The organism is Shimia gijangensis (genome assembly GCF_900142085.1).
Taxonomy (GTDB): Bacteria; Pseudomonadota; Alphaproteobacteria; order Rhodobacterales; family Rhodobacteraceae; genus Shimia; species Shimia gijangensis.
On the sequence record NZ_FQZQ01000021.1, the window covers coordinates 36,151 to 51,238 of the forward strand.

Annotated in this window: 8 protein-coding genes (1 of these 8 cut by a window edge); 4 read left to right on the forward strand and 4 right to left on the reverse strand. The window is 56.9% G+C overall.

Going from position 1 to position 15,088, the window contains the following annotated elements; all coding sequences use genetic code 11:
• Together BUC32_RS16015 and BUC32_RS16020 are read left to right on the forward strand one after the other, a co-directional pair.
• A protein-coding gene (locus tag BUC32_RS16015) for an LEPR-XLL domain-containing protein (protein WP_073255189.1) crosses the window boundary here: on the forward strand, positions 1 to 4,607 show its 3' end. Its footprint begins 24,358 nt before the window's first position; only the last 4,607 of its 28,965 coding nucleotides appear in the window; the start codon falls outside the window, past its left edge; its stop codon occupies positions 4,605 to 4,607.
• 226 nt (positions 4,608 to 4,833) lie between these two features.
• Positions 4,834 to 5,541: an IS6 family transposase gene (locus tag BUC32_RS16020; protein ID WP_073255192.1), complete on the forward strand. Its 708-nt coding sequence runs from the start codon at positions 4,834 to 4,836 to the stop codon at positions 5,539 to 5,541.
• 65 nt (positions 5,542 to 5,606) lie between these two features.
• Here the strand turns inward: BUC32_RS16020 and BUC32_RS16025 are convergent, their stop codons facing one another.
• From BUC32_RS16025 to BUC32_RS16045, 4 genes are all read right to left on the reverse strand, one after another.
• On the reverse strand, positions 5,607 to 6,368 hold the full coding sequence (locus BUC32_RS16025; RefSeq protein ID WP_073255195.1) for a sulfite exporter TauE/SafE family protein: 762 nt from the start codon (positions 6,366 to 6,368) through the stop codon (positions 5,607 to 5,609).
• A gap of 494 nt (positions 6,369 to 6,862) precedes the next feature.
• A complete protein-coding gene (locus BUC32_RS16035; protein ID WP_073255201.1) occupies positions 6,863 to 8,050 on the reverse strand; it encodes a pyridoxal phosphate-dependent aminotransferase in 1,188 nt (395 codons plus the stop codon).
• Positions 8,047 to 8,739 carry a universal stress protein gene (locus BUC32_RS16040; protein ID WP_073255204.1) on the reverse strand — a complete coding sequence of 231 codons (693 nt, stop codon included), beginning with the start codon at positions 8,737 to 8,739 and terminating at the stop codon, positions 8,047 to 8,049. Before BUC32_RS16040 ends, BUC32_RS16035 begins: the two co-directional genes overlap by 4 nt.
• Positions 8,736 to 11,177 carry a Lon protease family protein gene (locus BUC32_RS16045; protein ID WP_073255207.1) on the reverse strand — a complete coding sequence of 814 codons (2,442 nt, stop codon included), beginning with the start codon at positions 11,175 to 11,177 and terminating at the stop codon, positions 8,736 to 8,738. Before BUC32_RS16045 ends, BUC32_RS16040 begins: the two co-directional genes overlap by 4 nt.
• A 165-nt stretch (positions 11,178 to 11,342) precedes the next feature.
• Between BUC32_RS16045 and acsA the strand changes: the two genes are divergently transcribed.
• Positions 11,343 to 13,085, forward strand: a complete 1,743-nt coding sequence (acsA, locus tag BUC32_RS16050; RefSeq protein ID WP_073255210.1) for an acetate--CoA ligase — start codon at positions 11,343 to 11,345, stop codon at positions 13,083 to 13,085.
• Positions 13,082 to 15,079: a pyruvate dehydrogenase (acetyl-transferring) E1 component subunit alpha gene (gene pdhA, locus BUC32_RS16055; protein WP_073255213.1), complete on the forward strand. Its 1,998-nt coding sequence runs from the start codon at positions 13,082 to 13,084 to the stop codon at positions 15,077 to 15,079. Before acsA ends, pdhA begins: the two co-directional genes overlap by 4 nt.
• Positions 15,080 to 15,088 lie beyond the last annotated feature (9 nt).

Genomic DNA, 15,088 nt, shown 5'->3' on the forward strand with positions numbered 1-15,088 from the left:
GCGACAACGTTGTGCTTAGCCGCATGGGCGAGATCGACGGAAACCTTTACGACGATATCGAGAGCCTTCGGTTCCAGACACTGGCCGGTACGCTGATGTACGGTCGGACCGATCTTGCACCGTCGGATGGGTATGGCACCGAAGTCAGCACAGGGGTCTATGAGATCACCGAGACTGGCAGCGGCGTCCTGATGGTGACACTGGAGAACGGTGAACGCGTCGCGCGCGATTATCGCGACCCGAATGGACCAAGCTGGTGGAACGAGTATTCCATCGACTATTCCGAATTCCACACATTCGAGATCAATGATGGCCTTGCCGGTGTGGGCACCTTTGGAAACGATCTGATCGCGGGTGGCGGTGGCCATGACCAGCTCTTTGGTCAACTTGGCAATGACATCATCCAGGGTGACGGTACAATCGAAGGTGCTGTTGCTGGCCGTGGCGACGGAACGGTCGATGGCATTGTGCTTCCGACTGGGTATGTAAGTGCCGGTCGTGACCCGCTTGGACCTGAAGACCCGCTTGGTGCGCTGAAGGTTGTAAGCGCTGGCGTCGACATCAACGGTATCGACGGCAACGACTACATCGAAGGTGGCGGCGGCTGCGATATCGTATTTGGCGGTATGGGTCAGGATGACATCGTTGGTGGCTCGTCCAGCTTCTTCAGCCTGATCAACCCGGATCTTCGTCCGGACCACAAAGACATGCTGTTTGGTGGTTCTGGCGCAGAAGACGAAATCGCGCGCAATAGCGCCGAGAACCCGGATGGGTCGACATCGGCACTTGCAAGACATGCCGCTGATGCGGATGTGATTGCCGGCGACAACGCTGATATCGTTCGCATCGTTGGCGTGAACAACACCGACGTGTTGGACGGCAGCATCGACCTGAGCGACCCCGAGGTTTTCGCACCGCTCTATGACGCGCTTTATAACACGCGGGGCGGTCTCTACCTTGCCTTCGACTATGACGACTACAATTCCGAAAATGGTGAACGGATCATTGTCCGCGGTGTCAGTCAGCTTGACTACAGCCCGGGTGGTCCTGATTTTTTTGGCGACAATCCGGAAGGCATCGCTGGCGACTTCATCACCAACCCTGACTATGCGGGGGATCCCAACATCGACATCAACTTTGCGGTCGATGGTGACACCTGGCGCAACACGTTCGGGTTCTGGGCGCTGCGCGATATCGGCGGAAACGACGAAGTGCATGGGGGAACCGGTGACGATGTCGTTTACTTGGGTGGCGGCAACGACATTGCCTTCGGCGACGCTGAAAACGACGATCTGATCGGCGGCTGGGGCAACGACTGGATCTCCGGTGGTACCGGTATCGACGGTGTTCTGGGCGATGATGGCCGGATCTTCACGCAGCGCAACGAAGGGCTTGCCGGTGGCGAGACCTTTGGTCAGGCGTATTCCGAAGATCTTTACGGAACGCTCAAACTGCTGACCTCTGACCCGGATCGCCGCACCAGCCAGGGTAACGTGCTGAACGAAGCCATTTTCACGCCTGGTCGGGTGCAGCAGGAAACGATCAACATCGAATATGAACTGGTTAAAGCCGTCGACTTGACGCCCTTTGACGTGATCTCGACGTCGATTGCCCCTGTCTCATCGGCCGATCCGACAGCGCATAACCCCTATTTCGCAGATGATGTGATCTTTGGTGGCCTCGGAACCGACTACCTGCACGGTGGCTCTGGTGATGATGCCGTGGGTGGTCACGAAGCGATTGCAGAAGGGTATATTCTGCTGTTCGGTGACGGCGACACACCTGGCATCGACGATGTCAGTGGTGATGATCCTAATGCGAAACAGCCGATTGGCCTGACACGGACCGATTTCACCCGCCCATGGAACCCGGGCAACATCCTGCTCTTTGGTGACGGTGATGAGCATTGGAACGAACCCACGCCAACACGTGAGCGTACGGGTGAATTCTATCTCTATGACGAATACGACCCGCGCCGGGTTATCCTGTTCCATGATGATGGTACGGTCTGGAAAGACGGGGCACCTGATGGTCTGAAACAGTATTTCCTCAATGCGCCGGACAATGAGGGTGAAGACGTCCTCAGCTATGTCGCATTCGCGCCGAATGGCACGCCGATTGGCGAAGAAGTGGCTGTTGAAAGCGATGGGAACGATCGCATCTTTGGCGACATAGGGAATGACTGGATCGTTGGCGGTACCGGTAAGGACCGGATTTACGGCGGCTTCGGCAATGACCTGATGAACGCTGATGATGTCATCGGTACCGATATTTCGGTCTATGACACCGGGGCTTTCGGATCGGCAGATAGCGCTGATGCAGGGTTGAACAACACCCCCGAAACGCATCTGTCCTGGGAAGACCGGGTATTTGGTGGCGCCGGGCTTGATATCCTGATCGGCAATACCGGTGGCGATCGACTGATTGACCACCTGGGAGAATTCAATGCCTATCTGGTGCCCTTCGCCCCGTTCGGTATCTCGACGGTCAGCCGTCAGGTTCCGCCGCAGCTTTGGGATTTCCTTGCTGCACAAGCTTACTCGGATGGTGTTGATATTACCCGGACAAGCGATGTTGGTTCCATTGAACAGGACTCACGCTATTCCAACGTGATCCAGCTTCAGGGCAATCCGCATGGTGAAATCGGCCTGGTAACGCAACGTGACCGCGGCTTCTGGCAGGACCAGTCCGGTCCCCCCACGGACCCGCAAGCCGGCAACATCCCGGGTGGACGTCGTGACATTCTTCGGACCGCTGACTTCAATGACCGCACCATGGGTGGCTTTTCAGCTGACGACGGGAGCTTCACGTCAACTGGTGGTGCTCTGGCGATCGCTTCGGAGACCGAATCCGACACAGCATCAGCAGTGTTCTTGTTGGATGACTACCTGCCCAGCTATTACGAGGTCGAAGCGACCTTTAATCTGGACAAGCCCACCGGCGGCTGGAAAGCCAACGGTTATGTCATCTTCGACTACCACAGCGATGTCGACTTCAAATTCGCCGGTATTAACGTGTCCACCAACAAGATCGAGATGGGCTATGTCGATGAGTCCGGTTGGAACTACGTCGTTCAGTCCAAGAAACCGGTGCGGATTAAACCGGGGCAGAACTATTCGGTGACCGTTGCGGTCAACGGGAACAATGTGACGCTGGCCGTGGCTGGGGTGAACTGGTTCACATATGACTACACACCGCGGCTTGACGTGTATGGCGACCCCGTTCCGCTCAACCAAGGTTTGGTTGGTGTCGGTATGAATGGTTCGCGCGGCAAAGTGGACAACTTCAAGGTGCAGATCCTGCCGCCCGACTGGACGCTGGACGAGACTGACGACTTCTCGCCACCGGTCACTGAGCTTCCGCGTGTTGCTCAGTCAAGCGGCTGGACCGAAGCGTCGGGCACTCTGACGGGTGTTGTCTCGGGCCTGGCGCCTGCGGTTCAGACCGTCAATCTGGGTGTCGGACTTGGTGTTAACAGCATCCTTGAAATGGAAGTCGACATCAAAGGTTCGGGAACGTCAGGGTTCGTGTTCGACCGATATGACGCACTCAACTACAAGTTCGTTGTTCTGGATGCCGCGAATGACCGCGTGATCGTGGGTCATGCTACGGACGAGGACGGTCAGGTCGTTGATGGCACGTTTGCCTTTGATCTGAACGCAAATGAGGCCGAACACCTGATGGTGACCATCCAGGGCGCCGGTCTTCAAATCTCGGTCAACGGCACGACAATTGGTCAGTACGGCTTCAACGGAGCGCTTGCCGACGGGGGCTTTGGCCTGATCGTTCTTGATGGCTCGGCTACCTTTGATGACTTCCGCCTGGCCACCAACGACGAAGCCTTCAGCGACACTCTGAAGTTGGCGCAGCAAAACTTTGAGGCGCTCTCGAACGAGGATTACATCGAGGCAACGCTGGATGGGTCCGAAGTTGAGCGGTTGTTCGACGAGGCTCTGGAAGACTGGGCGGCCAGCGGGTTGATTTCCGCTGAAGAGCTGCTGGCGTTTGAGGGTGTGTCACTTGTTGTCACTGATCTTGAAGGTAGCACTCTGGCGCGGGCCGTTGGGGATGACACGATCCTGATCGATGCGACAGCAGCTGGTTCTGGCTGGTATATCGAAGGCGATGACAGTGCCTCTGGCGACGTCATTACCTCCGGTGTGGATCTTCTGACCGTTCTGCGTCACGAGATTGGGCATTTGCTTGGATATGAGCATGACCAACTTGCGATTATGGCAGAAGAGCTTGAGGCCGCTACGCGCGTAGAGGTTGATGATGAGACAACGGTTACGGTTGTTCCAAGCGAGGATGAGCCAACAACAACTGCACCAGTGGAGGAACAAACGAACAAGCGGGGGCGTAAGACCGCTCTGGTGTTTGACAGTGCCTCTGGTGAGTTGATTGATCCAAGAGAGGCGGCTCAACTTCAAGCCTCTCGCAACGATGCGCAGCTCGGCGTGGCATCCGTCGTTGTCGCAAGCGCCCTTGCTCGGAAGCCGCTCGGCCACAAAGTGAAGCCAGTCGAGAGAATGGCATCTGCGGATGTACCGAAAGAGAGGCCAGGTCTGTTAAGTAAAGCGCGCGCCGCGTTGCGCCGCGTCGTTTGATCCGAAGGTGATGTCAGAGGAAACTCGCTTGAGGTGTGCAGGGGGCCGATCTAGCTTCCAGCCAGGCGATGTCACAGGAAACTCGGTTGTGAAGGGCAGGGTGCCGATCTAGCCTTCGGTCATGACAAAACGCTCACCATTTCGCTACTTCAAAACCAGCCCAGAAATAGGCGGTGTCAGAGGAAACTCGGTTGTGAAGGGCAGGGCGGAGATTTAGCGTCGAAGTATGACAAAACGCTCTCCTTTTCGCTATTTCAAAACCAGTCCTGAGATTATCCGTCTTGCGGTGATGCTATATGTCCGATTTCCATTGTCGCTTCGGAATGTCGAGGATCTACTGCATGAACGGGGCATTGATGTCAGCCACGAAACTGTACGGTTTTGGTGGAACAGATTTGGCCCCATGTTCGCTTCAGAAATACGCAGAAAACGGGCCTGCCGGATGCGATGTTACTCGAACTGGCGTTGGCATCTCGACGAGGTTTTCGTGAAAATCAACGGTGAACGACACTACCTTTGGCGCGCGGTAGATCACGAAGGGGAGGTGTTGGAAAGCTATGTAACGAAGCGCCGAGATCGCACCGCAGCCCTTAAGTTCTTGAAGAAAGTGATGAAAAGATATGGGCCGCCGGAAGTCATCGTGACCGACAAACTAAGATCCTATGGCGCCGCGATGAAAGTTATCGGAAATATTGCCAGACAAGAAACAGGGCGCTGGAAAAACAATCGCGCAGAAAACTCACACCTACCTTTTCGACGACGAGAACGTGCCATGCACCGCTTTCGTCGTATGCGAAGTTTACAGAAATTTGTTTCCGTCCATGCTTCCGTTTTCAACCACTTCAATCAGGAGCGCAGCCTTTCCCAAAGAGATCATTTCAAGATGAACCGCACCGCTGCTCTCGCTGAGTGGCGCGGTCTCTGCGCGGCATAAAGGACAGTGATGTTGGCCTTGTAGAGACTGGTTCAAATTTGTCTGACAACACCTGTGCGGCGCCTCTAACCCAGCAATGTCGTGAACAACCCAACAAGACCCACGGCGCTAAGCATCAACAACAGCCACAGCACGACTTTTCTGTAGGATTCAGGCCCTGCCGCTGCGAAATGTCTTGATCCCAGCCAGACGCCAACCGCGAGCAATGGCAATGAAACTGCGGCGCGTGTGATCGCGATACTGTCGTAGTAACCCGCCCCGATCAAAAGCGAAAAAGCCCATATATCAGCGGCAAATAAATAGAATATCATCGTCGCACGCATCTCGATGGCTTGCTTGTTCGACAAGCTGAAAAACAGCGCCAGAACGAGCCCGCTAAGCGCCGTCGCACCGTTGACAACACCAATTGCAGAACCGACCAGCGCATAAATTCCGAGAGAAAACTGCCGCAAGCGAGTGCGCCAAAAAACCAAATACAAGCTCGATGCGAAGACAAAAACCAAAGCTGTCAACCTCAGGGTCTGGTCGTCAATAACGCCTAGCAGGTAAACCCCTAAGGGCGTGAAAATTATGCCGGCTGTAAGCAGGAGGCCAAGTTCGCGCCATTTGACATGGCGGGCAATGCCTTTCGCCTGTGCCGAGGATGCGGTCAGTTCCAAGGCAATAGATAAGGGCACGATTTCGACAACAGGCAGAATAAGAGTTAATCCGGCAAGAAATATCGCGGTAAATCCGAACCCGGAAAAGCCGCGAATATACGAGGCTGCCAAGAGGACCATCGCATACCAGAGCGCGTCGCTGACAGAAAGGCCGACCAAATTTTCCATTACAAGTCAAACGTTTCTTATGCTCTGATTGAAATACACTAAGGCAACACGCATTAGGGTTTTTCGATCTGTACCACGGAATTGTCGAACGGTGTTAGGGTAAATCCAATCTTGAATCGCCAAAGGAGCAATCTGAATTCTTTAGGGAATGAAATGCAATTCGAACCGTATTTGAAGGGCTCATCCAACAGGAGTTTGTAAGAAAATATCCTAATTGGCTTGGGCACCTGTGCCTTCATTCTAATGCGTGTGAAAAGCTTCTGGCTGGGTCAAAGCAATGGCACCTGCTGTTGCGGTACGGGTCAACCCGGGCCTGAGATCAAAAGTCGTCCTTTTTCGATGTAAGTGAGAAATTTTGTTGTTCGGAACGAACGTACAACGATCGCTTAGGAAATCAAGTTGTAGGATCTGGAGGAACATCAAGAGATGCGGATGCCGTAGGTTTTATTGACCGCCTGACCGAAACTCCCTGAGTGGACCAAGTGGCACGGGCTTCAAACGCCGAAGCGTTCCTCGAGCCGGTCAAAACTCAGGTTGATGGTGTCGCTGTCGACACAAAAGGCCATGCGAACGTGGGATCTGCCGGAAGGCCCGAAAGCGTCGCCCGGGGTCACGGCAACCTTGGTATTGAACAGGAGGCCCTTTGCGAATTCCGCTGATGTTTCGTGTTCGACCAGCACGCGCGGGAACACGTAGTATGCACCATCGGGACGAGCGTATTGAAACACATGCGGTAGACGGTCCAGCCTTTCGCAGATCAGCGAACGGCGCTCACCGAGGATCGCGCGAAACTCTGCCACATGATCCGTTTCGCTTCGCAAAGCCGCAACCGCTGCGATCTGGGAAATTCTGGGCGTACAGATCATGTTGAGATCGTGGATCTTTACCACCTCGTTCCGGATCATTTCGGGCAAGACCATGTATCCGACACGCCAGCCGCTCATGGCGTGCACTTTCGAAAAAGTAAACAGATAGGCGACGTTGTCCGCATATTCCGGCATGGACGCGAGGTTGCTCAACGATTCTGGATCGTCATAGACGAAGTGTCCATAGGGATCGTCCATGATTACCAGAAGCCCGTTTTTCCGAGCGATTTCGCCTGTAGCCCGCAGGGTTTCCTCGGAAAAAATCCGCCCGGTAGGGTTTGAGGGGTTCACCAGAATGATCGCCTTTGTTCTGGGGCCCATCAGTCCGGGCAGAACGCCAGTGTCCAACTCCCATCCTTTCGCCTCATCCATGGGCCAGAACACCGGCACGCCTTGGCATTTGGAAATCTGTTGGATATGCGAAACAAACCCCGGATCGGTCACGATGACTTCGTCGCCGGGATCAAGTAAGACATTCAGAAGCGTATTTGTTGCCTCCATGTTACCAGCGCCGATCACAAGGTTTCGTTCCGGGTCAACTGAGCGACCGAACCTTGCGGCAAAGTCCAATGCTGCAGCCGAACGCAATTCAGCTGGACCCGCCGGAAGCGTGTACATTCCGGCTTTGGAATCGGTCCGCAAAGCAATTTCGGTGGCAGAGCGTATGGCCTGCGGCGTTCTGAAAGACGGCAGTCCCCAAGCCAGAGACGCGGCGTCAGGAATATTGGAGCTCAAAACAGCCATTTCCTTGATGGCGGACATGGCCAGTCCCGCGGACCGGCGGGAGATCAAAGCGCTGGTTGCATGGTTTGTCATTCGTTTTCCCTCTGCTTTCGCTCCGGACTTTCGAGGATAAGAACCGGGCATCGGGCCGCTTCGAGAAGTCTTTGGACCTGGCTCGTTTCCTGCACCGTTTCGGCACCGGCGTTGACCACCACAACACGCGCGCAGACCCGGTTAATCGAGGTTAGCAGCGCTGCCTCTGGTTGCTGGCCGGGGATGACCATTGTCCGGGCCCGAAATGCCCGGGACAGTTCATCGGTCAGCGTCCGGGTCCTGTCGGCCCTTGATCCGTCGGTTTGGATGGAAAGGATACAGCCAGCCTGATGGCTCAGGCGCCTGTGGCCTATCACCAGCATATCCCAATCTCGTGCGGCCAGAACCAGCTGTTGGACGGGGTCTCCTTTCTCCCGGTCGAACCTCCAGTCAATCTTTGATGCACTGGCGATACGCGCCAGGTCTTCACGGAAAGCCTTTGCATCGCGCTCGAACTGCTGCTTTTGCTGCGCCGCGGTCGGTGCGTCAGACAATGCGCCGCCTGAGGTCACAACACATTGCGCATGCGCAGGCCACGTTTCGGTGTTCTGCAGGTTTTCGACAAATCTTCCGCCGATATCGCTGACCCCATGGTGCAACAGGGCTTCGGCAATCCGCAGGGCAGGCTTGGCGTCTGCAAAACTTTCCGCGCCGATCAGCAGGCGTTTTCCCTTCTGTTTCCCGGTCATTTCAGGTCACCGGATGAACCTCGTTGCGAGGCCAGTTCCACGCGCCGGGCCGCAAACCCTGCCAGCTTGCTTTCGACCAAGAAATTGATCGTTCCGGGCGGGAAAGAGCCGTCCTTTCCGCGCTCTCCCGATGGCCGACCGGTGAGAATCCCGATGCCCTGATCGACGGTTTCAATTGCGTAGACGTGGAACTTGCCGTCTTCGACCGCCCCGAAGATATCTTCCCGCAACAACAAGTGATCCACATTGGATGACGGGATCAGGACGCCCTGATCGCCGCTCAGTCCCTGATCGACACAGGTTTCAAAGAACCCCTCGACCTTGTCGTTGACGGCGCCTATGGCCTGAATCCGCCCCGTCTGGCTGACGGAACCGGTGACTGCAAGCCCTTGCCAAATAGGCACATCTGCCAGCGAAGAAAGGAGCGCAAACAGTTCGGCTGCCGAAGCCGAGTCTCCGTCTATGTTGCCGTAACTCTGTTCGAATACGAGGCTCGCGTGCAGAGAAAATGGCTGATCCCGCGCATAAGTTGACGCTAGATAGTTCGCGAGAATGAGGACGCCCTTGGAATGCAACGGGCCACCAAGTTCAACCTCGCGTTCGATATCGACCAGCTTGCCTCCGCCCAGACGCGTGCGCGCTGAGATCTGGACCGGGCGTCCAAAACGGAAGCCGCCCAGACCCACCACGGACAGCCCGTTGACCTGACCCACCGCCTGGCCCGCAGTGTCGATCTGAACTGTCCCGCGTGCGATGGTTTCGCGCATGCGATCCCTGACCCGCGCCGCCCGGTGTTCCTTTTCGGAAATTGCTTTGCGGACATCTTCGGCATCGATGAAGTCCTGTTCTCGCTGACCGGCATAGTGATCCGCCTCGCGTAGAATGTCCCTCAGTTTCCCGATTCTGAGACTGAACTTGGTGCAGTCACCGGCTTGCCGTGTGGCTTCGTCCAAAAGGCCCGCAACTGCCCCGGCATCAAGCGGGCGCAACTCATCGCGTTTTGTCGTCGCCGCGATCAGCCGCGCGAATTGGCTGCGGGTATCCGGGGTCAGGTCTATGTCATCCTCGAACTCGGCTTCGATCTTGAACAATTCGCCAAAGTCCGGGTCAAGCGTGACCAACAGCGCATAAAGCAGCTTGTCCCCGATCAGCACAACCCGCGTCTGGACCGGTATGGGCTCGGGCTCAAGCGAGGTTGTCGACATCAGGCTCAAGCGCTCACTCATCGAGGTGATCGTGATGACTTGTGTCTGCAGGCATTGCTTGAGCGCGGTCCACGCCATCGGCTCGGAAAGCAGGCGGCGCGCATCGATCACCAGAAACCCGCCATTTGCACGATGCAGAGCGCCGGGTTTGATCATCGTGAAATCAGTGACGAGGGTTCCCATTCGTGAATCGTGCTCAGTGCGCCCGGTCAACCTGTCGAGGTTGGGAAGGTCTTCGGTGATCACCGGCGCGCCATTCTGCGCTTCGCGAGGCCGGGACACCATGACATTTACCATGTAGGCGTGAAACCAGGGATCCCGGTGAGCCTTTTCCAATTTTCCCGATAGCGGCTTTTCTTCGGCATCGGCGGCAAACGAGAGGAACATTTCGGCATTCGCAATCATGTTCTCACACAGGACGTCGAAGTGAGCTTGAAGTGCATGGATTCCCTTGAATTTTTTCTTTGAGTCCCCGACCCGATCCCGCACCATTTGTCCGGTCTGATCTGCAGAAAACTGTTCGATCCGGCGCCGTCTCTCACGGTCGAGCCTGGGCGCGTTCCGCATCACCCCGGACAGTTCTTCCTGAAGAGTGGCGATTCTGGTTTCTATTTTCTTCTGCTGGTCTTCAGGAAGGTTCTTGAAGTCTTCGTTCTTAAGAACTTCTCCGTCTTTTTTGGCTGCCAGCATAAAGCCCATAGGTGTCCTGAGAAGGGCGATCTCCTGATCCTTTGCCTTCTCGGCAAGCTCGGCCATCGCGGTTTCCTGGCGCTGGCCGAACTCTTCATCTATGGCGCGCCGAGCAGCCTGATAGTCTTCAGATTCAAAAAGCGTCGGTATGTCGATGGCCAGATCATCAACCAGTTCTTCAACCTCGCCCCGCAACTTCTGGGCCATACCGGCAGGAAGGCGCAGGGCGTTGGGTTTGTCCGGGGTGTCGAAATTGTTCACATAGACCCAATCATCCGGCACCGGCATATTGGCGGCCTGTTTTGCCAATAACTCCTGCACGGCAAAGCGGCGGCTTGTGCCGACGGGACCGAAGACAAACAGGTTGAAATCGCTGTGCCGGATTTCAGACGCCAGCTGGATGGCCTCCATCGCCCGGTCCTGCCCAAAGAGCGCGTCCGACGCGTCGATGTCCCGAGTCGTCCGAAATCCCAATTCCTCAGGATCGCAGCGCCACCTCAGGCGTTGCGTCGGGATCAAGTAGTCTCGCGCTTTGTTCCGCATGGCCCTACCTGTTTGATGAATTCTGCATCAGCATGAAAGCGACGCCCAGGCGTGACAATGACCTGAGTCAAACATGGACGAGCGCGGTGCTGCGGGCGCAGATTGATTTGAATCATTGCAACCAAAGGCGCGCGGCCTGCAGTCTTCTTGCGAGAGGAGACCGAAATGGGCGATATTATCTCGAAAACGCCCGAAGACCGAAACGCCGCCTGCTGGCAGCCCGGAGCGGAGAAAAGCCCTTTGACTGCGCATGATTTGGGTTGGCAATTGGTTGGCGGACTGTCTGGCGGGGCGATCAATATCGGATACGAGGCGGTGGACCGCCACGTGAACGAAGGTCACGGTGAGCAAACCGCGATGATCTGGCTGACCAGGGAGGGAAGGCGCGAGAGTTTCAGCTATGGCGATCTGTCGGTTCTGTCCTCGCGGTTCGCCAATATCCTGTGCGATCTGGGGCTCAAAAAAGGCGCGCGTGTCTTCATGGCTTTGGGTCGCAGACCCGAACTCTATGCGGCTGCGCTAGGAACCCTGAAGGCAGGTATGGTTCTGACACCGTTGTTCGCCGCTTTCGGTCCGGAACCGCTGCGCACCCGGATGGAGATCGGCAAGGCGGAGGTTCTTGTCACAACGAAATCCCTCTATACCCGCAAGATCGCGCCCATTTTAAAAGATCTTCCAACGCTCAAACATATCCTTGTCGTGGGGGACGACGCGCCCGACGGCTGTTTGGCACTTGGCCCGGAGTTGCGTGACGCATCCGCTGAATTCGAGGCCGTCCGGACCGGTCCCGAAGACCCGGCGCTGATCCATTTTACGTCTGGAACAACAGGGCGACCCAAAGGTGCGGTTCATGTGCATGAGGCGGTGCTGTTCCATGCATTATCCGGTCGTTACGCGCTAGAGTTGCAACCGGGTTTCACCTACTGGTGCACGGCCGATCCGGGCTGGGTCACCGGGACCAGCTATGGCATCATTTCACCGCTGGTGAACCGGGTCACGATGATCGTCGACGAGGCGGAATTTGATCTCAAACGCTGGTATGGCATCGTCGAACGGGAGAAGGTTCAGGTTTGGTATTCAGCTCCCACCGCGATCCGGATGATGATGCGTGCCGGAACCGATGTTGCTGCGCCCTACGATTTCTCTTCGCTACAATTTCTGGCCAGCGTTGGTGAGCCTTTGAACCCCGAGGCGGTAGTCTGGTCGCGTGACGTGTTCGGTCGGCCCTTTCACGACAACTGGTGGCAGACCGAAACCGGCGGCATCATGATCGCCAATCTGCGAGGCATGGATGTCAAACCCGGGTCCATGGGGGTGCCATTGCCCGGCATTACTGCCGGAATCGTCGAGACCGGCAATGATGGCTTGCGTGAATTGCCTGATGGCGAGGTGGGTGAGCTTGCGCTTCGGCCCGGCTGGCCATCAATGATGCGCGCGTATCTGAATGAGCAGACGCGCTATGACAAATGCTTCGCGGGCGGCTGGTACCTGTCCGGGGATCTGGCGATGCGCGACACGGATGGATATTTCTGGTTTGTCGGGCGGGCAGATGACCTCATCAAGTCGTCAGGCCACTTGATCGGGCCGTTCGAAGTGGAAAGCGCCCTGATCGAGCATTACGCGGTGGCCGAGGCCGCGGTGATCGGAGTGCCCGACGAAACCGCAGGTGAGATCGTGAAGGCCTTTGTCACCCTGAACCCCGGGGTGGAACCTAACGATGATCTTGAACGCGATATTCGCGGCCATGCCCGCAAGCGCCTTGGGGCTGCGGTCGCCCCCCGCGAGATCGCCTTTTGCACAACCCTGCCCAAGACCCGGTCGGGCAAGATCATGAGGCGACTGCTGAAGGCGCGTGAACTCGGGCTGCCCGAGGGAGATACTTCGACGCTGGAGGAGAACGGAGCATGAGCCTTTCAACAAAACCGAAACTGGATCACGACCACGTATACCAGTTGCTAAAAAACATGATCCGGATCCGGCGTTTCGAAGAGAAATGTGCCGAACTCTATACGCAGGAAAAGATCCGCGGCTTTCTGCATCTCTATGATGGCGAAGAAGCGATTGCCGCCGGGATTATTCCGCTGTTGGAGGCAAAGGACCGGGTGGTGGCGACCTATCGCGAACATGGCCACGCGTTGATGCGCGGGGTGCCGATGACAACGGTCATGGCGGAAATGTATGGCAAGTCCGAAGGCTGTTCTGGCGGGCGCGGCGGCTCCATGCATCTGTTTGATTCCGAAACCAATTTCTGCGGTGGCAACGCGATTGTAGGCGGCGGGTTGCCTCTGGCGGCTGGGCTTGCCCTGGCTGACCGGATGCGGGGCGAGAATACAGCCACGGCCTGTTTCTTTGGGGAGGGTGCCGTGGCCGAAGGCGAATTCCACGAAGCGATGAACCTAGCGTCGCTGTGGCATTTGCCGGTGTTGTTCGTATGCGAAAACAATGGCTATGCCATGGGCACGGCGCTGGACCGGTCGGAATCCGAAACCGATATCAGCCGCAAGGCCAGCGCTTATCAAATCGAAAGCCGCGTGGTTGACGGCATGGATGTGGTCGCCGTCGAAGTGGCGGCCAGACAGGCCTTGAACCAAATCCGCGACACCGGTAAGCCGGTTTTCCTTGAATGCCGCACCTACAGGTTCCGGGCGCATTCGATGTTTGACGCACAGCTTTATCGCAAAAAGGCCGAGGTCGAAGACTGGCGGCAAAAGGGTCCGATTTTGCGCTTTCAGTCCTGGCTTCTCGAAAACGGGCTGATCCGCGAAAGCGAGATATCAGAGATGGAAACAGACGCGGATGCCGAGATCGACAAGGCCGTTGCCTTTGCCGAAGCGGGAACCTGGGAGCCGGTTTCAACCCTGACCCGCGACGTTCTGGGGCCTGCTGAACCGGCGAAACCTGCCGAGACAACCACCGGAGAACGGGTCGAGACAACCTACCGCGACGCCGTACGCGAAGCATTGCGGGATGCGATGCAGCGCGACCCAAGGGTGTTCCTGATGGGTGAGGATGTCGGCGCTTATGGCGGCTGTTACGCGGTGTCCAAGGGGTTGATGGAAGAGTTCGGTGAAACCCGGGTACGCGATACGCCCTTGTCCGAGTCCGGCTTTACCGGCGCCGGGATCGGGGCTGCTTGCGCCGGGATGCGACCGGTTGTGGAATTGATGACGGTGAATTTCAGCCTGCTGGCGCTCGATCAGATCATGAACACCGCCGCCACCCTGCGGCACATGTCGGGCGGGCAGTTCGGCGTACCCTTGGTCATCCGCATGGCAACGGGTGCAGGAAAACAGCTGGCGGCGCAGCATTCGCACAGCCTGGAAGGCTGGTATGCTCATATACCGGGTTTGAAGGTGCTGGCACCGGCTACACTGGAAGATGCGCGTGGCATGCTGTGGACCGCGTTGCAGGATCCGGATCCGGTGCTGATTTTCGAGAACGTAATGCTCTATAGCCGCTCCGGCACAATCGACACCGGGGCAGGGGCTGTCGACATCGCGCGTGCGGCGATCCGTAGACCGGGTAAGGATCTTACCCTGATCACCTACGGCGGATCGCTCTACAAGACACTGGATGCAGCCGAGCGTCTTGCCGAAGAAGGAATTGACGCCGAAGTGATCGATTTGCGCAGCCTGCGCCCGCTGGACGATGAAACCTTCATGGCATCTGTCAGCCGCACGCGCCGGGCAGTCATCGTGGATGAAGGCTGGCGCAGCGGGTCGCTGGCAGCCGAGATCTCGGCCCGGATCATGGAGCAGGTATTCTGGACGCTGGATGCTCCGGTCGGCAGGGTCTGCTCGGCCGAGGCGCCGATCCCATATCCCAAGCACCTTGAGGATGCGTCGATCCCGCAAGTGTCCGACATCATAGCCGCCGCCAGGGCGGTCTTGGGTCGCGGTTAGATGAGTGTG

Coding starts and splice junctions, on each gene's coding strand:
- BUC32_RS16020 (WP_073255192.1), top strand. CDS start 4,834: ATGACAAAACGCTCTCCTTTTCGCTATTTCAAAACCAGTCCTGAGATT.
- BUC32_RS16025 (WP_073255195.1), bottom strand. CDS start 6,368: ATGGAAAATTTGGTCGGCCTTTCTGTCAGCGACGCGCTCTGGTATGCG.
- BUC32_RS16035 (WP_073255201.1), bottom strand. CDS start 8,050: ATGACAAACCATGCAACCAGCGCTTTGATCTCCCGCCGGTCCGCGGGA.
- BUC32_RS16040 (WP_073255204.1), bottom strand. CDS start 8,739: ATGACCGGGAAACAGAAGGGAAAACGCCTGCTGATCGGCGCGGAAAGT.
- BUC32_RS16045 (WP_073255207.1), bottom strand. CDS start 11,177: ATGCGGAACAAAGCGCGAGACTACTTGATCCCGACGCAACGCCTGAGG.
- acsA (WP_073255210.1), top strand. CDS start 11,343: ATGGGCGATATTATCTCGAAAACGCCCGAAGACCGAAACGCCGCCTGC.
- pdhA (WP_073255213.1), top strand. CDS start 13,082: ATGAGCCTTTCAACAAAACCGAAACTGGATCACGACCACGTATACCAG.